Raw genomic sequence first — 21,218 nt, forward strand, 5'->3', positions numbered from 1 at the left:
CTCATAAAGTTAGCGAAATCGTTACCGATAACAGCGATCGTCTGAGAAATAATCACATCGATGGAGAAAATATGTTCTTACATGACGTAAAGATCGGCACGAAATTATTTCTGGCGTTTGGGTTCTTTATTGTCCTGATGGCGATAAGCGCGAGCCTGTCTCTGCTGAGTCTGAACCGGGCTAATAACGGGATGCAATCCATTATTACCAGTGATTATCCGACCACGGTAAAAGCGAACCAGTTAATTGATAACTTCCAGGAATTTATTAGCACTCAACAGCTGATGCTGCTGGACGAGCAGGGCACCTACACTGGGCAATCTCAGCAGCGCCTGAAAGAGATCAGCGAGCATATCACGGTGATCCTGGGAGAGCTGAACACCGCGTTGCAGGATCAAAAGTCTCAGCAGGTGCTGGCGGAGATCCGCAGCGTGCGTCAGCAGTATCTGGACTCGCGCTACCGCATTTTGCAGGCGGTGCAGAACAACAATCGTGCGGGCGCCATTCAGGAGATGATGACCACCACCCTCGCCGTGCAGCAGGCTTATAAAGCGAAGGTGAAGGAGCTGATTACCATTCAAAACAGCGAGATGCAGAGCGCTGGCGCGCAGGTGGAAGGGGATTTCCGGTCTAACCGCCTGCTGTTGATCCTGCTCACGCTCTTTAGCGTCGGGGCAGGCAGCCTGATTGGCTGGTTTATCGTGCGCGCTATCACTCGTCCGCTCGGCGAGGCGGTGCATTTTGCAAAAGCCATTTCTGAGGGCGATCTCACGGGCAGCATCACGCCACACGGTAAAGACGAAACGGGTCTGCTGCTGCACGCGCTGATGGAGATGAAAACGCGACTACTGGACATTGTGCAGCAGGTGCAAACCGGCTCGGAGAATATCTCCAGCGCAGCCGCGCAGATTGTCGCCGGGAATCAGGATCTGGCCGCGCGCACGGAAGAGCAGGCCAGCTCCGTTGAACAGACCGCCGCCTCGATGGAGCAGATCACCGCGACGGTGAAAAATACCGCCTCGCATACCGGGGAAGCGACCAACCTCTCGGCTGATGCCGCCACGGTGGTCAAAAACAACGGTGAGATGATGAAGCAGGTGACCAGCAAAATGCGCCTGATTAACGAGACGTCCAACCGGATGTCCGACATTATCGACCTGATCGACGCCATTGCGTTCCAGACCAACATTCTGGCGCTGAACGCGGCGGTGGAAGCGGCGCGCGCCGGCGAGCACGGTCGCGGTTTTGCGGTGGTGGCCGGTGAAGTGCGTCAGCTTGCCCAGAAGAGCGCGTCGTCTGCCAGCGAAATCCGCGAGCTGATTGAGAGCTCTACCAGCCAGACCCAGGACGGGATGAACCTGGTTGAAAAAGCGAGTGCGTTGATCAACGGGATGGTCGGCAACGTAGAAGAGATGGACGTGATTCTGAGGGAAATCCGCCAGGCTAGCCACGAGCAGACGGAAGGTATCTCGCAGATTAACAGCGCGATTGGCCTGATTGATGCCACCACCCAGCAGAACTCCGCGCTGGTGGAGGAGTCCGTCGCGGCGGCAGCATCGCTTAATGAACAGGCGATGCACCTGAAAGAGCTGGTACGCGTCTTCCGCGTGAGCGAGCACGCACCGGCTTAATCCAGCTGGGAGATCTCCAGCGCCGCGCGGTCGATTACGCCGATAATCTGCTTGAGCTGCGCGTCGCTGAGCTCTCCCTGATTCACCTTCAGGTCTAACACCGCTTTGAAGTTATCCAGCGCCCGCTTCATCTGCGGGTTTTTGCGTAGCTGAAAACCGACAGAACGCGCTTTGATACGCACCTGGATCTGTTCCACCTGTTCCCGGTTTTCGTCCAGCCAGCGTTGTCCTTCAGCGGTAATCGCAATCTTCTTGCGACCGTTCTCTTCTTCCGTAATGGTGATAAACGTCTGATCCTGAAGATAATCCAGGGTTGGATAGATGACCCCTGGGCTCGGGGTGTAATTCCCTTGGGTCAGGTTCTCGATCTCTTTGATCAGCTCGTAGCCGTGGCTCGCGCTACGGGTCAGGATATCCAGAATCACCAGCCGCAGATCGCCGTGGCCGAAAAAGCGCGGCCGCCGCCCGCCGCCCTCATGTTCGTGTCGCATAGTATGCCCTTCATTTTGATATATCTAAACTATATCTAAGATATATTCAGATGCAATCTAAAAGATCTTGCATTTTTACTTATTAGTAATCATTATCATTTGAAAATTGATTTAGATATATCGTATTCACCAGAGAAGGGGCTAAAAATGGCAACTACCCGTTACCCACAGCGCGTTCGTAATGACCTGCGTTTTCGCGAGCTGACGGTGCTCCGCGTTGAGCGCGCCAGCGCGGGTTTCCAGCGCATTGTTTTAGGCGGCGAGGCGCTGGAGGGCTTTAGCTCCCGCGGTTTCGACGACCATACCAAAGTCTTTTTCCCGGTACCCGGGGCGACGTTCGTGCCGCCGGTGGTTACCGAAGAAGGCATCGACTGGGGCGACGGCGTGCGTCCGCAGGCGCGCGACTATACGCCGCTCTACGATGAGGCAGATCATGAGCTGGTTCTCGATTTCTTCATTCATGACGGCGGCATTGCCAGCAGCTGGGCGATTGAGGCGAAAGCGGGAGACAAGCTGACCATCGGCGGCCCGCGCGGCTCGCTGGTGGTGCCGGAGGATTACGCCTGGCAGCTGTACGTGTGCGATGAGTCCGGCATGCCCGCGCTGCGTCGACGCTTAGAGAGCATTGCGCAACTGCCGGTTCGCCCGGACGTTCACGCGGTCGTGACGGTTGGGGATGAATCCTATAAGGACTATCTGGCGCACCTGAGCGAGTTCAACATCACCTGGGTGGTGGGCCACAGCGAGCAGGCAGTCGCAGATCATCTGGCTGCGCTGACCGTTCCGGGGGACGATTACTTTATCTGGCTGACCGGGGAAGGGAAGGTGGTGAAAACGCTGAGCCGTCAGTTTGAAACCGACGCGATTGACCCTCAGCTGGTGCGTGCCAGCGCATACTGGCACGCCAAATAGTCACGCGGCGGAATCCAGCTGCGCTTCGCTCACCTGATGTTCGAGCGAGGCGCGGACCTCGTGCAGCGCTTTCTCCTGCTGAGCGAAGTACGCTTCCATATTGCTCAGCGACGAGACCAAAAGCCAGGACTCCTCTTTCTCCAGCTCCGCCAGCTCATTCACTAAAATGTCGATCTGCTCGCGGACCTGCGCCATTTTTTTGCGGATACGTTCCAGATCGTTCAGCCTGTCGCTTGCCATCAATGGCTCGAAGCCCTGCTGCAGGCGGGCCACCAGCGAACGAATGGCTTTCACATCGCCACGCTGCTTCGCCTGGTTGAGCTGGACCATCATCGCGTTGGCTTCCTCTTTCAGGTCGTCCGCCACCAGGTCAGGGTGGCAGAGCTTGCTCGCCTGCCGCCAGAGACGCTTCAGCTCGCTCCGATCCTCTTCCGAAAGATCCTTGCCCTTGCGCAGCCGCACTTCGGCATCGTGATGCTGCTCGCGATATTTCTCGTACTCTTCATTAGCGTCGTCGCGCGCCTGACGCGCAGGTTCCTCTTCGCGCGTTAAGCCGCTCTCCAGCTCCAGCGCTTCGGCCAGCAGGTTGGCGATGAGATTGCTTTGCTGCTCCAGATGTTTACGCGCCTCGGCTGCCTGCACGGAGTCGGCCGGGAGATCGCGCCAGCGCTGGGTGAGCGTCGTCAGCACCTCCACCGCCTGCGCCATATAGCACTGGCAGCGACGGTAATCTTCCTCGCGACGACGCGCTTCCGCCTGCTGACGACGCAGGTTAAGCTCGGCCAGGGTTTTACGCAGGGCGAGGATCTGCTGCATCAACGGCCCGAGGCGAGAGAAATAGAGATCGTTGAATTCATCAAGCTGCTGCACGCGGGCGTTGCGGCGGTCAATCAGATCGCGCAGACGCTCTTCCAGCGCCTTCAGCTCGAGCTTGCTGGCCGCCACCTGCGGATCGCGCCACTGGGTCACGGCGCGCTGGCCCTGCAGCCAGGCGGTAATGGCCGCCATGGCCGCGGTGTAGTTTTTTCCCTCAAGCGCCACGACGATTGCCTGTAGCTCATCGTCAAACGCTTCATTTTTCAGGCGTGTCAGCTGGCTCTGGATGATGTCGTCATCTTCCAGCTCAATGGCATTTTTAATGATTTCTAGCCGTTTGATCGGTGTGCTCATGATGCCTTTCGCTTTGGCGCTTAAGTATTTGAGTTAAGGTTAGTTGTTGTAAAAGCTACAGGAAATAATACACACGGATGATGATCGGCGCGATGGGGGATTTCTTTAGAATTTACAGAGTGTGAAGATGGGTGCTTAACAGGAGAATAAGAGAGTTGCTTTTTAAGGTTGAATGTAAACAATTGAAATATAAGGTAATAATCTCTAAAGCAAGGCGGATCCCTACGCAAAATACGCAAGTAAAGGCATTACGGTTCGGTAAAATATCTGCAGATTAGGCAATAGGCCAAAGAGATGGGTACCAGATGGATACAAGTTCCCGTCTTGGGGGGCGGGCAATGTGGGGGTAAGAGAAGGAATACTCAGGCAGCAGGCAGGACAATCCTGGCCGTGAATACGGCTTGCGTAAAATTATCTGATTTCACGTTAGATCCAGGCTTAGCTACACACCGGTTGAGCATCTGTATATCGATTGAAGGCACATATCGTTTCTAACGAATTTATGCTGGACATGCGTGCGTGTTTAAAATGGTGAGATTGTCGCGGCTTTAAGATAGGGCCAACCCCTGGAGATTACAGGGTTGGCTTTTTTTTTTGCGCGCGTGAGGGTTGTTGATTTCCCTGCTCCCATCAGAACCAACGATTATGTTTTACATAAAAATAGGTAACAATGATGATCCATGCAAAGGTAAGAATGCCAAAATAGTCAGGCAGGAAACGTGCGAATATATAAGCACCAGCAACGATGAGTGCTATAGGGATGTAATAAATATAGGACTGCAGAAACCATAATATTGCTCGTTTCATCTTTTTAATAACTCATATAAAGCATCCCCAATTATTTCCTCATTGTTTCCACCTGATTCAACTTGATAAATTATTTTTGTCATTTGTGGTTCAATAAGAAAGTATAGCATCTCAAGATTCTGTTGGTACAAGGCCTGATAATATGCTGAATCCTGGAATTTGAGCTTATTAGCCGCTAATGCAGCTACCTGCGCTTTCGAATAGATTATGGCGCCGTTAACATACATAGATGATAATGAATTGACCATTCTGATATGCGACTCATGAAAATCACCACTACTGATTATCAGTTTTGCAATAGTTAAGGACAGCGCTAGTTTGCTGGATTTTTCGGCGTACTCATAAGCCTTATCGCCTAATTCCTTTTTAAGAAAGACAGCGAGATTGCTACTCTTTTGCTCTCCAAGTCTTTTAAGAGTTTTCCGAAAGTAAATCTCAACCATATCAAGAGCAACATCGTTTCGATTATAGATTTCAGCAAGTGCTAATGTTAGACGGCGGTCCTCATTTATTAGCTCGCGACAGGCATTGCGATAGTAATCGTCTGGTATCAAGCACGAGCCATAGTTGATTAAACGCTGTGTACCAAGCTTCAGATTTTCGATAGTGCTCATATTGGTGGCTTGTATTTCTCGCAATGCTTTGGTTAGCGCCAGAGCTAAATTCCTTTCTGATTGCAGCTTCATTTTTGCGTAGCCGTCTGCCATTGTAATTTCCCTTGTTGTAACATGACCCTGTCAATAATTGATCATCATTGTCATAGGGGGCAAGGAAGATAATGAAAAAAAGCGGTAGGGTGGCAATTTATGTTCTGGTAGTAATTATTTTCTTTCTAACTATTCCAGAGATCGTCGTTCGTGTACTTACTCCGGAGCAGTTTGCACGATTGAGTGATTTCACAAGCTTTGGTGGCTTGTTCAGTCATCTCCTTTCTTTACTAATTTTCCTGGGCTTAGCTTCAATTCTCTTGGGCGTACTCGCCATTTTGGCAACGAAAAAAATTTACCGGCATTTCACTCGCTACAAAAGCTAAACATAAAACTGACCCACAAGGTGGTCGTCGAGGCGAAGTTAAACCTGTTGTGCTCTGCATCATACAGTGGGGTCTGGACTGGGAACGGGCTCAGTTAAGAAGGAGGGGGACGATAAAGGACAGCTGTCAGTAACATAGAAAAAAGCCACTCGCGAGAGTGGCTTAATCATATGATTCTACAGCTTAAATTTGGTGGCCCCTGCTGGACTTGAACCAGCGACCAAGCGATTATGAGTCGCCTGCTCTAACCACTGAGCTAAGGGGCCGTGGCGGTGAATTATAAAGTAACTCCCCGCAGCAATCCAGCCATTCGCACCTGCCTGCTGTTTTTATAAACAACGCATAATCAATCCTTTATACTTCCATAACGATGTATCAGCGGGAGTAAAGATGATCAACGATATTCTGGCCCCTGGCCTGCGGGTGGTGTTCTGCGGAATTAACCCGGGCAAGTCCTCGGCGCACACCGGTTTTCACTTCGCCCATCCGGGGAATCGCTTCTGGAAGGTGATTTACCAGGCCGGGTTTACCGACAGGCTACTCAAGCCCGAAGAGGAGCAGCACCTGCTGGACACGCGCTGCGGAATTACCATGCTGGTCGAACGTCCGACTGTACAGGCAAGTGAGGTCAACCTCCATGAGCTGCGAAGCGGCGGGCGTGAGCTGGTGAAGAAAATAGAAGACTATCAGCCGGCCGCGCTGGCGATCCTCGGTAAGCAGGCCTACGAGCAGGCTTTCAGCCAGCGTGGCGCTAAGTGGGGTAAGCAGAACATTACTATCGGTGTGACGCAGGTCTGGGTGCTGCCGAATCCGAGCGGGCTCAACAGGGCGACGCTGGATAAGCTGGTGGAGGCCTACAGGGAGCTTGATGAGGCGCTGATGGTGCGGGGGCTTTAATCCCCTGCTGCCTGATGCTCTCACCCCTGACTTTCTTCCACAGGGAGAGGGAATAAACAAAAAAAAGCTCCCGATTGGGAGCTTTTTCACTGTCAGGACAGATTAGTCGTCCAGGAAGCTACGCAGCACTTCAGAGCGGCTTGGATGACGCAGCTTACGCAACGCCTTCGCTTCGATCTGACGGATACGTTCGCGGGTAACGTCGAACTGTTTACCCACTTCTTCCAGCGTGTGGTCGGTGTTCATATCGATACCGAAACGCATACGCAGGACCTTCGCTTCACGAGCGGTCAGGCCAGCCAGAACGTCGTGTGTCGCAGCACGCAGGCTCTCGGTGGTGGCAGAGTCCAGCGGCAGCTCGAGGGTGGTATCCTCGATGAAATCACCCAGATGTGAATCTTCATCATCACCGATTGGTGTTTCCATGGAGATTGGCTCTTTGGCGATCTTCAGCACTTTACGGATCTTGTCTTCCGGCATCAGCATGCGCTCGGCCAGCTCTTCCGGCGTCGGCTCGCGGCCCATCTCCTGCAGCATCTGACGGGAAATACGGTTGAGCTTGTTGATGGTCTCAATCATATGCACCGGAATACGAATGGTGCGCGCCTGATCCGCGATAGAGCGGGTGATCGCCTGACGGATCCACCAGGTTGCATAGGTGGAGAACTTGTAACCACGACGGTATTCAAACTTATCTACCGCTTTCATCAGACCGATGTTGCCTTCCTGAATCAGATCCAGGAACTGCAGGCCACGGTTGGTGTATTTCTTGGCGATAGAGATAACCAGACGCAAGTTCGCTTCAACCATCTCTTTCTTCGCACGGCGAGCTTTCGCTTCACCGATGGACATACGACGGTTGATGTCTTTTACCTGCTCGATGGTCAGGCCGGTCTCTTCTTCAATCTGATGCAGTTTCTGCAGGCCGCGATGCACATCGTCCTTCACGTCGTGCAGTTTTTCAGACCACGGCTTGTTCATCGCGATAGCCGCGTTGAACCAGGTTTCGCTGGTTTCGTTACCGGTGAAGAGGGTGATGAAGTTCTTCTTCGGCATTTTGCACTGCTCAACGCACAGCTTCATGATGATGCGTTCCTGGGTGCGTACGCGATCCATCATCACGCGCATGCTGTTTACCAGGTAGTCGAACTGTTTTGGCACCAGGCGGAACTGTTTGAATACTTCAGACAGCTTCAGGATCTCTTCCTGAGCGGCGGCGTGGCTGCGGCCTTTCGCTTTGATGGTGTCACGCGTCACTTCGTACTGGGTACGCAGCTCGGCAAACTTCTCGCGTGCCAGCTCCGGGTCGATGCTGTTGTCATCGTCCGCGGTGTCGTCGTCGCTCTCTTCCTCATCTTCGTCTTCGTCATCATCCATCTCTTCCTGAGACAGTTCAGAACCGACGTGAGTGGCGGTAGGCGCCATATCTTCTTCAGCGTTCGGGTCGACAAAACCGGTGATCAGGTCAGACAGGCGCGCTTCTTCCGCTTCAACGCGATCGTACTGCTCCAGCAGATAGGTGATCGCTTCCGGGTACTCGGCGACAGAGCACTGAACCTGGTTGATCCCGTCTTCGATGCGTTTTGCGATGTCAATTTCGCCTTCGCGGGTCAACAGTTCAACGGTACCCATTTCGCGCATGTACATGCGGACCGGGTCAGTGGTACGCCCGATTTCAGATTCCACGCTGGACAGTACCTGTGCAGCAGCTTCTTCCGCATCTTCGTCAGTGTTGTTGGAGGTTTCAGCCAGCAACAGATCATCGGCATCCGGTGCTTCTTCCATCACCTGAATGCCCATGTCATTGATCATTTGGATGATGTCTTCGATTTGATCTGAATCGACGATATCTTCCGGCAGATGGTCATTGACCTCGGCATAGGTCAGATAGCCTTGCTCCTTACCACGTTGGACAAGAAGTTTCAGCTGTGACTGCGGGTTTTGCTCCATAAGACGGTATCCACACTTAATTCGTTTGATTGGTGTCGGCGATGAGGCTGCCAACCTTTAAAGCGAGGGCGTACTTATATTTTTGCCGCTGCCTCTCAGTGCGGCTGCCGGGGGCTTCCCGATCGATATTCGGCACTTAAGCCGTTAAATACTTTTGTCTTTGACTTATTTCTTCGCCAGTTCCTGATTAATCATCCAGAGCTCCCGGCGTTCTTCGCTGCTCAAACCGTGTGTGCGCTCGCGAGCTATCAACTCTTCCTGGCGCAGCTCAAGCATCGAATCAAACATATGGTTGAGTGAGTCGGTGAACGTTTTTTCTGCAATGTCCTTATCTGCTATATCGTCCCACATCGACAATTTTTCAAGGGTAGCGGCCTCTTTTGTGCCGCGATAATGCTCTAAAAGTTGTCCGGTGGTCAGACCTGGCTGTGACAAACACGTGTTGACCAGTTCTGAAAATAAGCCAAGTCCGGGCAATTTTTCGTGGTTCAAACCCGCCAGCGACGGCACCTGCGGCGCAAGCTCGGGGTTTTGGACCAGTAACCCTATCAGTATACGCATGGTTGTGCGTTTTAGCTGAGGCGCGGGTCGAACCGTGCCGTTTTCAGCCTGTTTAGGCATTAAACGTTCAAGCTGGCTGTCATCCAGAATGCCGAGCTTGTTGCCTAACTCCTGACGCAGGTAGATGCGCAGCGTTTCGCCGGGCACCTGACTGATTAACGGCAGCGCCAGCGTGCTGAGCTGCGCGCGCCCGTCAGGGGTACTCAAATCGACCTGCGGCATCAGGCTGTTAAACAAAAACGTGGAGAGCGGCTGAGCCTGCTCCATCCGCGCTTCAAACGCCGCTTTGCCCTCTTTACGCACCAGCGTATCCGGATCTTCACCGTCGGGCAGGAACATAAAGCGTAGCTGACGCCCGTCGGTCATATAGGGTAGCGCGGTTTCCAGCGCACGCCAGGCGGCGTCGCGTCCTGCACGGTCACCGTCGTAACAGCAGATGACGTTATTGGTCACCCTGAACAGCAGTTGAATATGATCGGCGGTGGTGGACGTACCTAACGACGCAACCGCGTAGTTAATGTCGTACTGCGCCAGCGCAACGACGTCCATATAGCCTTCGACGACCAGAAGACGCGGAGGTTCCGCGTTATCCTGCTGCGCCTCATAAAGACCGTAAAGCTGGCGGCCCTTATGGAAAATATCGGTTTCCGGGGAGTTAAGGTATTTCGGCAGGGCATCACCCAGCACGCGACCACCAAAACCAATTACCCGGCCTCGCTTGTCGCGGATCGGAAACATCACCCGTTCGCGGAAGCGGTCGTAGCTTCGTCCCTGGTCGTTGGTGACCAGCATACCTGCATCGATGAGAGATTTACGATCTTCGCTATTGCCGCCAAAACGCTTTAACACGTTGTCCCAGCCGGGCGGGGCGTAACCAATAGCGAAACGCGCAATGACATCGTCGCTCAGTCCGCGCTTGTTCAGATACTGACGCGCAGGCTCAGCCGCAGAGTGCTTAAGAGACTGTTGGTAAAACGAATTCAGGCCATCCATCAGTTGATACAGCGTTTGCCGTTGATGGCGCTCGATCTGACTTGGCCCACTGCCTGCTTCATACGGCACTTCAAGGTTATGCATTGCCGCCAGCTCTTCGACGGTTTCAACGAACTCGAGCTTGTCGTAGTTCATTAAAAAATCAACGGCATTACCGTGAGCACCACAGCCGAAGCAATGGTAAAACTGCTTTTCACCGTTTACGGTGAAGGAGGGGGTTTTTTCGTTATGGAACGGACAGCACGCATGGTAATTCTTGCCCTGTTTTTTCAGCTTTACCCGCGCGTCGATGAGATCGACGATGTCGGTTCTGGCAAGCAGGTCATTGATGAAAACGCGTGGGATTCTTCCGGCCATATGCCCCAAAAATTTAAGCGACTTATAAACGAAAACAAGCCGCGCATTCCTTCCGGAAGCACGGCCTTACGACTATTACTCTGTCTGTCAATTGAGGGCTGAGGCCCTCAACCAATTAGTACAGACGAGTACGGCGTGCGTTTTCGCGAGCCAGTTTCTTCGCGTGACGTTTCACAGCGGAAGCTTTAGCGCGCTTACGTTCGGTCGTTGGTTTTTCATAAAACTCACGACGACGAACTTCAGCCAGAACACCTGCTTTCTCGCATGAACGTTTGAAGCGACGCAGTGCTACGTCGAACGGCTCGTTTTCACGTACTTTAATTACCGGCATGTAACTCTCACCTTTAATAAATTCGGTTTGCCGCTGGCATCAACGCCAGCTTATTTCAAAATGGTGCGGAATTTTACTGCAAATGCTGCTGCTTTGTAAAGCACCGATGCGATTTTGAAAGGGACTTTAATAAGGGTGGGGAGTATACACGAGCCTTCTTCCTGGGGCGAACAAAGTTTTACATCAACCCGCCCAGGCTCTACACTGCGCGGTATTGAAACGAGGTAAAACAAGTCATGCGTGTACTGGGTATTGAAACATCCTGCGATGAAACCGGCATCGCCATTTACGACGACGAAAAAGGACTTCTGGCCAACCAGCTGTATAGTCAGGTGAAATTGCACGCTGACTACGGCGGCGTCGTACCTGAACTGGCCTCTCGTGACCACGTGCGTAAAACGGTTCCCCTGATTCAGGCGGCGCTGAAAGAGGCCGGGTTGAGCTCAACCGATATTGATGCCGTGGCCTATACCGCAGGCCCGGGCCTGGTCGGTGCGCTTCTGGTTGGCGCAACCGTTGGTCGTTCGCTGGCCTTCGCGTGGGACGTGCCGGCCATCCCGGTTCACCATATGGAAGGGCATCTTCTGGCGCCGATGCTGGAAGAGAATCCGCCTGAATTCCCGTTTGTTGCGCTGCTGGTTTCCGGCGGCCATACGCAGCTGATTAGCGTAACGGGCATTGGCAAGTACGAGCTGCTGGGCGAGTCGATCGACGACGCCGCCGGTGAAGCGTTCGATAAAACCGCCAAGCTGCTGGGTCTGGATTACCCGGGCGGCCCGATGCTGTCAAAAATGGCGTCGCAGGGAACGGAAGGGCGCTTTGTCTTCCCGCGCCCAATGACCGACCGTCCGGGGCTGGACTTCAGCTTCTCCGGGCTGAAAACCTTCGCGGCGAATACGATCCGTAATAACGATGACAGCGAGCAAACCCGCGCCGATATCGCCCGCGCGTTCGAAGATGCGGTAGTGGACACGCTGATGATCAAGTGCAAGCGCGCGCTGGATCAGACCGGCTTTAAGCGTCTGGTGATGGCGGGCGGCGTGAGCGCTAACCGCACGCTTCGCGCGAAGCTCGCCGAGATGATGCAAAAGCGTCGCGGGGAAGTGTTCTATGCCCGTCCGGAATTCTGTACCGATAACGGGGCGATGATCGCCTACGCCGGGATGGTGCGCCTTAATGCGGGGGCAACGTCCGACCTGAGCGTGTCCGTGCGTCCGCGCTGGCCGCTGGCGGAACTGCCGGAGGCGTAATCCCTCACCCTAACCCTCTCCCACAGGGAGAGGGGATCGTTTGACTACACCCGCAACATCCCTTTCTCTTCCAGAAATGCAATAATCGTCGCAAGACCGTCACCCGCCTTCAGGTTGGTAAAGGTCCATGGACGCTCGCCGCGCATGCGGTTGGTGTCGCGCTCCATCACCTCCAGCGAGGCACCCACGTACGGCGCGAGATCGGTTTTGTTGATGACCAGAAAATCGGATTTGGTGATCCCCGGCCCGCCCTTGCGCGGGATTTTTTCCCCTTCGGCCACGTCGATCACGTAAATGGTCAGATCCGCCAGCTCAGGGCTGAACGTCGCGCTGAGGTTGTCTCCGCCGCTTTCAACGAAGATCAGGTCCAGATTGCCGAACTTCTCGCTCAACGCTTCCACCGCCGCCAGGTTCATCGAAGCATCTTCCCGGATAGCGGTATGCGGGCAGCCGCCCGTCTCCACGCCCACGATGCGCTCTGGCTCCAGCGCGCCCGCTTCGGTCAGGATGCGCTGATCCTCTTTGGTGTAGATATCGTTGGTGACCACCGCAAGATGATAGGTATCGCGCATCGCCTTGCAGAGCGCTTCCAGCAGCGCGGTTTTGCCCGACCCTACCGGGCCGCCCACGCCCACGCGCAGGGGATGTTTGTAATCAGCCATGTTGACTCCTCAGGAACGGAATAGTCGTGAATATTGGGTTTCGTGGCGCGCCGAGGCGATGGCGGACAGCGGCGTTGCTGCCCCCAGAGCGTCGTCGCTATGTAAAAATGCCTGTTCAAACCCGGCGGCGTAGTGGTCGCTCAGTTCGATAATCAGCTGCTGCGCGGCCTGTTGCCCAAACGGCACCAGCTTGACGCCCGCCATGACCGCGCTCTCCATCCAGCTGTAGCCCAGACTCAGCGCCAGTTCGCGCGCGCTAATGCCCCAGCGAACGCCGAGCCACGCCATGCCGCAGAGCTGGCTTTGCATAAACAGCGGCAGCCATTCGGGCAGACAGTCAGGTTCCCAGCTCTTAATCAGCCGCGTAAAGGCCGCCCCGCGGTTGCGCTCTTCTTCTCGTAGCTCGCGCGTTTCCCGACAGGCGAGCAGGTATGCCGTCCAGCGTTTTGCATTTGTAAGCGAGCGTTGCTCACAGGCCTGATAAAGACGGATAAACAGCGGCAGGTCGACGCAGAAAAAGCTCTGCTCCATCTGCTGGATTTGCCAGCGTTTAAAGGCGTTGGCGTCCGTGACCCAGCCCGCCTCAACGGCCCACTCCAGCCCCTGTGACCAGGTAAACGACCCGACCGGCAGGCTGCTGCTGGAGAGCTGCATCAGGCGCAGCCTCTGGCGGGCGTGCTCCATCAGCTCATCAGCGCCAGCAGGGCGGAGACGATCAGCCCGCCGCCGAAGGTTTTACGCAGGCCGTCGTGACGGCGCAGCAGCAGCCCTGCGGCAAAGCTGGCGCACAGCACCGTGGCGCTGGCGAGCATAAAGCCGCTGGTGAAGAGCCAGAAGCTGTGGCCGGACATCTCCACGCCGTGCGCCCAGCCGTGGAACATCGCCAGGACAGGCACTGCCAGCAGCAAGCGATTTTCAGTTTTAAACATCATCACGCCGCAGACCGCCAGCGAGGCGATAATCAGCATCTCCATGCCGCTAAAGCCGCCGAGCAGGCTGCCCGCAATAGCGCCAACGAGCATCATGCCGAGGGTGGCAAACGGCAGCAGGAGCTTGCGGCCGCTCAGCGCCGAGAGCACGCCTGCACCCGCCAGCATCAGCAGGTGATCGAGTCCGGTCAGCGGATGGAGAAAACCGGCCTGGAAGCTGTCGGCGCCGTGGCCGGGATGCGCGAGCGCGGGAACGGAAAAAGCCAGCAGTAACAGAGGGAGTAACTTGCGCATGATTAATCCTTAATGTGAATGAGCGTGAGAATGGCTGTGGGCATCGCTGGTGTAAGCGCCCGCTTCCGGTTCAAACGGCAGGCTGGCGTAGGTCACGTCCAGCCCGAACTGGCGCAGCATGTCGTCGAGAACGTGATCGTGGTGATAGCGCAGCTCGCCGGGCATGACCTGCAGCGGCACGTGGCGGTTGCCCAGGTGGTAGCAGGCGCGGGCGAGCAGGAACGGATCGGCACAGCGCACCACGGAGACCGACTCCGGCGCGGCGATCACCTCGACAACCTCGCTGCCGTCGTCGGTAGTCAGCAGGTCGCCCCCGCGCAGCAGCAGGCCGCGCGGCAGCATTAGCCCGGCCTCGCGCCCGTCGTTCAGCGATACGCGGGCGCGGCTTTTCACCCGTACGTCAATCGGCAGCGTGACGCTGGCGGTGGCGGGGTGGGCATGGTCCAGGCGTTGGGTTAAATAGATCATCATCACTCCTCAAAACAGGAAATAGCGTTGCGCCATCGGCAGAACGTCAGCCGGTTCGCTGGTTATCAGTTCACCGTCGACGCGCACCTCGTAGGTTTGTGAGTCGACGGTGATATTCGGCTGCAGGCCGTTGTGGATCATGTCCGCCTTTTTCACCGTCCGGCAGCCTTTCACCACCGCGGTAGCGCTCTGCAGGTTGAGCTGCTGCGGGATGCCGTTGGCACTGGCGGCCTGCGAGATAAACGTCAGCCGGGTGGCGTGGCGCGCGGCACCCAGCGATCCAAACATCGGGCGGTAATGCACCGGCTGCGGCGTGGGGATCGAGGCGTTGATATCGCCCATCGGCGCGCAGGCAATCATCCCGCCCTTGACGATGGTGGCGGGCTTGACGCCGAAGAACGCCGGGGACCAGACCACCAGATCCGCCAGCTTGCCCGCCTCAATCGAACCGACTTCGTGGGCAATGCCGTGGGTGAGCGCCGGGTTAATGGTGTATTTGGCGACGTAGCGCTTCACGCGGAAGTTGTCGTTATCGCCGGTCTCTTCCGGCAGCGCGCCGCGCTGGACCTTCATGCGGTGCGCCACCTGCCAGGTGCGGATAATCACTTCTCCGACGCGGCCCATGGCCTGCGAATCTGACGAGGTGAGCGAGAATGCGCCGATGTCGTGCAGCACGTCTTCAGCGGCGATGGTTTCACGACGAATGCGGGATTCCGCAAACGCCACGTCCTCGGCGATATCCGGGTCAAGGTGGTGGCAGACCATCAGCATGTCGAGATGCTCGTCGATGGTATTGACCGTGTAGGGCAGCGTCGGGTTGGTGGAGGAGGGCAGAATATTCGGGTGCGCGCAGGCGGTGATGATATCCGGCGCGTGGCCGCCGCCTGCGCCTTCGGTATGGAAAGTGTGGATGGTGCGCCCTGCGATGGCCGCCAGCGTGTCTTCGACAAACCCGGACTCGTTCAGCGTGTCGCTGTGCAGCGCCACCTGAATATCCATCTCTTCCGCCACCTCCAGCGAGCAGTTGATCGCCGCAGGCGTCGCGCCCCAGTCTTCGTGGATCTTCAGCCCGATAGCACCGGCGGCAATCTGCTCGCGCAGGGCGTCCGGGTTGGAGCCGTTACCTTTGCCGAGCAGGCCGATATTCACCGGCAGCGTATCCGCAGCCTGCAGCATGCGGGCGATATACCACGGCCCCGGCGTGCAGGTGGTGGCGTTGGTGCCCGCTGCGGGGCCGGTGCCGCCGCCGATCATGGTGGTGACGCCGGAGACCAGCGCCTCTTCAGCCTGCTGCGGGCAGATCCAGTGGATGTGGGTGTCGATCCCGCCCGCGGTGACGATCTTCCCCTCGGCGGCAATCACTTCCGTTGCCGCGCCAATCGGGATCGTCACGCCGGGCTGAATGTCCGGATTACCGGCTTTGCCGACGGCGAAGATCCGCCCGTTCTTTACGCCGATATCGGCTTTTACGATCCCCCAGTGATCGACGATCAGCGCGTTGGTGAGAACCAGATCCACGCAGTCGTCTGCGGTCATCTGCCCCTGACCCATGCCGTCGCGGATCACCTTTCCGCCGCCGAATTTGACCTCTTCGCCGTAGACCGTGAGATCGTCTTCCACTTCGATCCACAGCTCGCTGTCGGCCAGCCGCACTTTATCGCCGGTGGTGGGGCCGAACATATCGGCATATGCCCGGCGTGAAATCTCAGCCATGTTTCACCTCGCCCATCACCTCGCCGCGAAAGCCGAAAATGCGCTGCGCGCCCGTGACCTGAACCAGCGTCACCTCACGCTTCTGGCCGGGCTCGAAGCGCACGGCGGTGCCCGCCGGGATATTTAGCCGGTAGCCTTTGGTGGCTTCCCGCTCGAACTTCAGGGCCGGGTTGACCTCGTAAAAGTGATAGTGCGATCCGACCTGGATCGGCCTGTCGCCGTGATTTTCGACTACCACACTTTGGGTTTCACGCCCGACGTTGATCGCAATCGTTCCGGGCTGGATCTGGTATTCACCTGGGATCATCGCGCGCTCCTTAGACGATCGGGTTATGGACGGTGACGAGCTTCGATCCGTCCGGGAAGGTGGCTTCGACCTGAATATCCGGGATCATCTCCGGCACGCCTTCCATTACCTGATCGCGCGTCAGGACGTGGCGGCCCGCCTCCATCAGCGAGGCGACGGTTTCGCCATCGCGCGCGCCCTCCATGATGAAGGCGCTGATCAGCGCGACCGATTCCGGGTAATTAAGCTTTACCCCGCGCGCAAGGCGGCGTTCGGCAACCAGCGCGGCGGTGAACAGCAACAGCTTGTCTTTTTCTCTGGGGGTCAGTTCCATAACGTTTCTCTTATGTCTGCCAGATACGCGGCGAACAGGCGGTTTTGGTGGTGAGAAGCGGGCGAAGCGACTGCCAGACGTCGCGCATCACCCGCTGACAAATCAGGTTATCGTGGGAGAGAAAACGCACCGACATGAGATCGTCCGCGAGCGTGGCGCCCGCAAAGTGTTCCAGCGGCGCGAGCCGTTCGCGTACCGTGTCGAGATGTTCTTCTTTGGCCGGATAGAACAGCAGCGTGCCGAGCCATGGATATCCGGCGACGGGCGTGAGATCGCCGTCGGCAAGGTGCTGACGCTCAATCAGGCGCGGTTCATCCTCAACCCAGACTTCAAGGCGGCTCTCCAGCGTGCCGTGGCTGAAGGTCTCATTGATCACCGGGCGCCCCAGGCAGTACAGCTCCCACGCCAGCAGCGTGCTGGAGGTCTTCAGGTGGAAGACGGAGCGCAGCGCGGCGTTCGCACCCGGGAAGATAATAGTGTCCTGCGGTAGCCACTCCAGCGTGGATTCATCATCGAGATAAAAGTGCTGATTCAGGCGAGCCTGCGGGCCGCTGCTGCGATAGAACTTGCTGGCGCCGGGCATCGTGATTAGCACATGGCTTTTGGCGTCCAGCCGAACGGAAATGTCCAGCGTATCGCCGCCCACAATTCCGCCGGGCGGGTGCAGCAGATAAAGGTGGCAGGTTTCCCCTTCGGGATAAAATGGACGCTGAACGGTAAGCGGCCCGACGTGATGAGCGGAGTGCAGGAGGGTTTTCTCAGGGGTGTGACAAAACTGCAGGGCAAGCGACGCCTGCCAGCCTTTGTACGAATTATCAGTGACCTGAGCTGCTAACATACTACATCCATCTGCTCATCATCGGGGTCGTTTCAGTATGCCCTGGCAGAAATGAAGGCTGTCATATGAGTCGCTTATGGATGGCGGTTAAGACGAAACAAAAAAGCACGCCCCGGGGGACGTGCTGTCTGACAAACATCGCGATGCCGTTATTTCAGGTGCTCATGCAGCGCTGCGCCTGCCTGCTCCAGGGCAACTTTAACCGTTGGCTCCTGGCTCAGCGGGTTAAGCAGGCCGTAATCGTGGATCATGCCGTTATAGCGCGTGACGGTCACCGGGACGCCAGCCGCATCCAGCTTACGCCCGAATGCTTCACCTTCATCCCGCAGAACGTCCAGCTCTGCTGTCTGAATCAGCGTCTCGGGGAAACCTTTCAACTGCGCGGCGCTGGCGCGAAGCGGAGAGGCAAGGATATTGTTGCGGTCGGCAGCGCTGGTGGTGTAGTTATCCCAGAACCATTTCATCATGTTTTTCGACAGGAAATAGCCGTTCTCGAACCGGTTATACGAGGCAGTATCAAAATTCGCATCGGTCACAGGCCAGAGCATCACGTTGTAGCGAATTTTTGGCCCATTGAACTGTTTTGCCTGCAGCGCCACGGAAGCCACCATATTGCCGCCCACGCTGTTACCGACCAGACCCAGACGGCTACCGTCCACGCCAATTTCCTGACCGTGTTCGGCTACCCATTTTGTCGCTTCATAGGCCTGATTGATGGCCACCGGGAAATGGGCCTCAGGTGACGGCGTGTAATCAACGTAAACCGCTGCGGCGCCTGATGCGCGAACCAGATCGCGGATTAAGCGTTCATGGGTTGGGTAATCGCCCAGCACCCAACCGCCGCCGTGGAAGAACATAAATGCCGGGAGCGTGCCGGTCGCGTTTTCAGGTTTCACTATTTTCAGTTTGATCGCCTGACCATTTACCTGGATCGTTTTTTCTGAAACTTGAGCGGGCGGCAGTTTTGCGCCTTGCTGCGCGCCGATCAGTACCTGCCGGGCCTCCTGCGGGGTCATCTGTTCCATTGGCTTACCCTTGCTGGAATTCAGAATATTAAGAAACGCCTGTACGCCTGCGGTCGGAGCTGGGGTATTGGTGGTTTGAGCGGATGCAGCAGCTGACGCGAAGACGGAAGAAACCAGGATGGTGGTTAGTGTTTTCATGGTGGTACCTCTTTAAGCGCATTTGATCGGATGAGATAACTAAATAGCGTGCTACTTAGTTGCTGGTATAATACTTGCGCGCAAGATACTTTTAGTCAAACATTATTTATAATTTTTTTAGGCAACAGATTCGGAGTTGATAGAAAAATGAAAGAAAACAAAACGCTAGATGATTTACTTTGCTTCTCGCTGTACTCGGTCACCAATGCGTTTGTTCGCCAGTATCGTCCCCTACTACAAGAGATGGATTTGACCTACCCGCAATTCGTTGTTTTGATGGCGCTTTATGAGAAAGACAACATTCCACTTCGCGATCTCAGCGATAAGACGTTTTTTGATTCGGGCACATTGACGCCGCTTGTACAAAAGCTTGAGGCAAAAGGATTCCTCAACCGTATCGCGGTTGTAGGGGATGAAAGGATGAAAAATGTCGTGCTGACCGATAAGGCGAAAGAACTGAAAAAACGGGTGATGGCATTGCCGGACCAGATTCGCTGCAGCATGCGGATGAACGATGATGAGCTTGATATGCTAAAAAAACTCTCCCGAACGCTGCTGGACGATTTGTAAGAACCCTTCGGTGGGGGGGAACCCACCGAAGCGATGTGTCGTTACCGATAGTCCTCCGCATCCACATCATACCCGGAGGGCTCCCAGCGGATCGCCAGCAGCGATGCCAGGCCGATAAACGGCGCCAGCGCAATCACCCAGAACACGGCGGTGTCGAGCGACGCCACCAGCAGCGGGAACAGGAACAGCGACAGCGTGGAACTACTGCGCATCAGCGTCTGGTTGAGACCCACGCCTACGCCGCGCAGCGAGGTGGGGTAGCTCAGCGAGGCAAACGTCATGGTATGCGCGCCCGGGCCAAAGCCCTGACCGAAAAGGAATAGCGCCAGCATCGCCACGGCAAGCACGCCTTCAGAGGCACCTTCCGGTCGGCCAATCAGCGCCAGGCCCAGCAGCGCGACAAGCTGGCAGGCATAACCCGCAAGCGACATTCGCCATGCGCCGAAGCGCGGCACGTAGCGTACCGCCAGCAGTCCGCCGACGAAGGCAAACAGCAGGTTAAGCACCAGAGAAATGAGAATGGTGGTGAGCATCGACTGGACAAAGAAGCTGGAGATGATCACCGGCAGACCAAACGCCACGGCGTTGTAGGCGAACGAGGAGACGACGGACAGCAGCGTGGCGAGCGTCGTGCGGCGTAAGTAGACGCCGCGAAACAGATTCAGATAGTTTGACCATTTCGCTTTATTCACGACGGGTGCAGGCTGGCCGAGCGCATCCTGCGGGACGTGGGCGTTAATATTGTACGACTGCCGCAAAATCGACGCCGCCTCCTTCAGATTGCCCTGATTCGCCGCCCATACCGGCGATTCGCTCATATAGCGGCTGCGGATGGCGATAATCACCAGCGCTGGCACTGCACCAAAGCCGAGAATTAAACGCCACAGCCAGTCGCTGTGGCTTTCCGGCAGCACGGCGTAGAAGAACAGCACCAGCAGGTAGGAGACACTGATGGCGGCATACCAGGTGGGGCACCACATCGCGACGCTGGAGGCTTTGTTTCCCGGACCTTTCAGCCTGGCGAACTCGCTTAAAAACGCCATCGCCACGGGAAGGTCGATCCCGACCCCAAGCCCCATCACAAAGCGGGCACCCGCCAGCACATATTCGTTCGGGGCCAGCGCACAGGCGATGGCGGCCACCACGAAGAACACCATATCAGCCATAAAAACGCGGTAGCGCCCGATTTTATCCGTGAGGTAACCGCCGAGCAGCGCTCCGACAATCGCGCCAAAGGTAATTGCCGAGGCCACCATACCGGTCCCGGCGGGCGTCAGGTTAAATTCGCGGGTGATATCTTTTATGCCGAAGGCCAGCGCGCCCAGATCGTAAGCATCGAGGAAAATCCCGCCCAGCGCGATACCGACCACGATGCGGGCATTGGCCCGGCCCTGTGAGCCGTCATTAACGAGGCGTGATACATCCGAAGCGCTGCGCACCCACTTGATGTCGCCATCGGGGTGTTTTTCTGCCGTTGAAAGGGGAGTTGTTTCTGTGATTTCAGCCATTTTCTTCTAATGTGGTTGTGTTGTGTCATTAACAGTTACCACAGGCAGAAGGTGACCAAAATCACATTTG

Annotated in this window: 22 protein-coding genes and 1 tRNA gene; 6 read left to right on the forward strand and 17 right to left on the reverse strand. The window is 56.1% G+C overall.

The annotated features are described in order from the left end of the window. The first annotated feature begins 71 nt into the window (after positions 1–71). Positions 72–1,631 carry a methyl-accepting chemotaxis protein gene (locus tag AC4IBF_RS03050; RefSeq protein WP_136195059.1) on the forward strand — a complete coding sequence of 520 codons (1,560 nt, stop codon included), beginning with the start codon at positions 72–74 and terminating at the stop codon, positions 1,629–1,631. On the opposite strand, the gene AC4IBF_RS03055 is transcribed toward AC4IBF_RS03050, so the two are convergent. Beyond that, positions 1,628–2,122, reverse strand: coding sequence for a PadR family transcriptional regulator (locus AC4IBF_RS03055; RefSeq protein ID WP_252093483.1), 495 nt, complete (start codon positions 2,120–2,122; stop codon positions 1,628–1,630). The genes AC4IBF_RS03050 and AC4IBF_RS03055 overlap by 4 nt on opposite strands. A gap of 147 nt (positions 2,123–2,269) precedes the next feature. Here AC4IBF_RS03055 and AC4IBF_RS03060 point away from each other — a divergent pair, with 147 nt between their 5' ends. Continuing rightward, the gene (locus AC4IBF_RS03060; RefSeq protein WP_133295164.1) at positions 2,270–3,034 is read left to right on the forward strand and encodes a siderophore-interacting protein; all 765 of its coding nucleotides are present in this window, start codon (positions 2,270–2,272) and stop codon (positions 3,032–3,034) included. Here AC4IBF_RS03060 and AC4IBF_RS03065 read toward each other — a convergent pair whose 3' ends face one another. After that, positions 3,035–4,204, reverse strand: coding sequence for a DNA repair protein (locus tag AC4IBF_RS03065; protein WP_143345563.1), 1,170 nt, complete (start codon positions 4,202–4,204; stop codon positions 3,035–3,037). It lies immediately after the preceding gene. A gap of 803 nt (positions 4,205–5,007) precedes the next feature. Then, a complete protein-coding gene (locus tag AC4IBF_RS03070) occupies positions 5,008–5,718 on the reverse strand; it encodes a hypothetical protein (RefSeq protein WP_252093481.1) in 711 nt (236 codons plus the stop codon). A gap of 71 nt (positions 5,719–5,789) precedes the next feature. On the opposite strand from AC4IBF_RS03070, the gene AC4IBF_RS03075 reads away from it, so the two are divergent. Next, the gene (locus AC4IBF_RS03075; protein WP_223580538.1) at positions 5,790–6,044 is read left to right on the forward strand and encodes a hypothetical protein; all 255 of its coding nucleotides are present in this window, start codon (positions 5,790–5,792) and stop codon (positions 6,042–6,044) included. 190 nt (positions 6,045–6,234) lie between these two features. Here the strand turns inward: AC4IBF_RS03075 and AC4IBF_RS03080 are convergent. Then, positions 6,235–6,310: transfer RNA gene (locus AC4IBF_RS03080), tRNA-Ile, on the reverse strand. Positions 6,311–6,434: 124 nt separating this feature from the next. Here AC4IBF_RS03080 and mug point away from each other — a divergent pair. Then, complete coding sequence (mug, locus tag AC4IBF_RS03085; RefSeq protein WP_006812011.1) at positions 6,435–6,941, forward strand: G/U mismatch-specific DNA glycosylase; 507 nt, start codon at positions 6,435–6,437, stop codon at positions 6,939–6,941. Positions 6,942–7,043: 102 nt separating this feature from the next. Here the strand turns inward: mug and rpoD are convergent, their stop codons facing one another. The 3 genes from rpoD to rpsU form a co-directional block, all read right to left on the reverse strand. Continuing rightward, positions 7,044–8,891, reverse strand: coding sequence for an RNA polymerase sigma factor RpoD (gene rpoD / locus AC4IBF_RS03090; protein WP_023309228.1), 1,848 nt, complete (start codon positions 8,889–8,891; stop codon positions 7,044–7,046). Positions 8,892–9,056: 165 nt separating this feature from the next. After that, positions 9,057–10,802: a DNA primase gene (gene dnaG, locus AC4IBF_RS03095; protein ID WP_003862574.1), complete on the reverse strand. Its 1,746-nt coding sequence runs from the start codon at positions 10,800–10,802 to the stop codon at positions 9,057–9,059. Positions 10,803–10,917: 115 nt separating this feature from the next. Beyond that, a complete protein-coding gene (rpsU, locus tag AC4IBF_RS03100; RefSeq protein WP_001144069.1) occupies positions 10,918–11,133 on the reverse strand; it encodes a 30S ribosomal protein S21 in 216 nt (71 codons plus the stop codon). Between the two features lie 236 nt (positions 11,134–11,369). Between rpsU and tsaD the strand changes: the two genes are divergently transcribed. Continuing rightward, positions 11,370–12,383 carry a tRNA (adenosine(37)-N6)-threonylcarbamoyltransferase complex transferase subunit TsaD gene (gene tsaD / locus AC4IBF_RS03105; RefSeq protein WP_024906472.1) on the forward strand — a complete coding sequence of 338 codons (1,014 nt, stop codon included), beginning with the start codon at positions 11,370–11,372 and terminating at the stop codon, positions 12,381–12,383. A 44-nt stretch (positions 12,384–12,427) separates the two neighbouring features. On the opposite strand, the gene ureG is transcribed toward tsaD, so the two are convergent. The 9 genes from ureG to AC4IBF_RS03150 form a co-directional block, all read right to left on the reverse strand. Further along, positions 12,428–13,045, reverse strand: coding sequence for an urease accessory protein UreG (ureG, locus tag AC4IBF_RS03110; RefSeq protein WP_014071813.1), 618 nt, complete (start codon positions 13,043–13,045; stop codon positions 12,428–12,430). Between the two features lie 9 nt (positions 13,046–13,054). Continuing rightward, positions 13,055–13,729: an urease accessory protein UreF gene (locus AC4IBF_RS03115; protein WP_288462732.1), complete on the reverse strand. Its 675-nt coding sequence runs from the start codon at positions 13,727–13,729 to the stop codon at positions 13,055–13,057. After that, a complete protein-coding gene (locus tag AC4IBF_RS03120) occupies positions 13,729–14,268 on the reverse strand; it encodes a HupE/UreJ family protein (protein ID WP_133295160.1) in 540 nt (179 codons plus the stop codon). Before AC4IBF_RS03120 ends, AC4IBF_RS03115 begins: the two co-directional genes overlap by 1 nt. 9 nt (positions 14,269–14,277) lie before the next feature. Next, positions 14,278–14,736 (reverse strand): urease accessory protein UreE, encoded by a 459-nt coding sequence (ureE, locus tag AC4IBF_RS03125; protein ID WP_133295467.1) that lies wholly within the window; start codon positions 14,734–14,736, stop codon positions 14,278–14,280. Positions 14,737–14,745: 9 nt separating this feature from the next. Next, positions 14,746–16,449 carry an urease subunit alpha gene (gene ureC / locus AC4IBF_RS03130; RefSeq protein ID WP_288462731.1) on the reverse strand — a complete coding sequence of 568 codons (1,704 nt, stop codon included), beginning with the start codon at positions 16,447–16,449 and terminating at the stop codon, positions 14,746–14,748. Continuing rightward, positions 16,442–16,756 carry an urease subunit beta gene (locus AC4IBF_RS03135; RefSeq protein ID WP_136195067.1) on the reverse strand — a complete coding sequence of 105 codons (315 nt, stop codon included), beginning with the start codon at positions 16,754–16,756 and terminating at the stop codon, positions 16,442–16,444. Before AC4IBF_RS03135 ends, ureC begins: the two co-directional genes overlap by 8 nt. A 10-nt stretch (positions 16,757–16,766) precedes the next feature. Further along, positions 16,767–17,069, reverse strand: a complete 303-nt coding sequence (locus tag AC4IBF_RS03140; RefSeq protein ID WP_003862556.1) for an urease subunit gamma — start codon at positions 17,067–17,069, stop codon at positions 16,767–16,769. A gap of 10 nt (positions 17,070–17,079) precedes the next feature. Then, positions 17,080–17,907, reverse strand: a complete 828-nt coding sequence (locus AC4IBF_RS03145; protein ID WP_133295157.1) for an urease accessory protein UreD — start codon at positions 17,905–17,907, stop codon at positions 17,080–17,082. Between the two features lie 149 nt (positions 17,908–18,056). Then, positions 18,057–19,070, reverse strand: coding sequence for an alpha/beta hydrolase (locus AC4IBF_RS03150; RefSeq protein WP_133295156.1), 1,014 nt, complete (start codon positions 19,068–19,070; stop codon positions 18,057–18,059). 147 nt (positions 19,071–19,217) lie between these two features. Here AC4IBF_RS03150 and AC4IBF_RS03155 point away from each other — a divergent pair, with 147 nt between their 5' ends. Continuing rightward, a complete protein-coding gene (locus tag AC4IBF_RS03155; protein ID WP_111963297.1) occupies positions 19,218–19,640 on the forward strand; it encodes a MarR family winged helix-turn-helix transcriptional regulator in 423 nt (140 codons plus the stop codon). A 41-nt stretch (positions 19,641–19,681) separates the two neighbouring features. Here AC4IBF_RS03155 and AC4IBF_RS03160 read toward each other — a convergent pair whose 3' ends face one another. Then, positions 19,682–21,148 (reverse strand): MFS transporter, encoded by a 1,467-nt coding sequence (locus AC4IBF_RS03160; RefSeq protein ID WP_133295155.1) that lies wholly within the window; start codon positions 21,146–21,148, stop codon positions 19,682–19,684. Positions 21,149–21,218 lie beyond the last annotated feature (70 nt).

This window comes from Enterobacter sp. Taxon_8 (assembly GCF_058354585.1).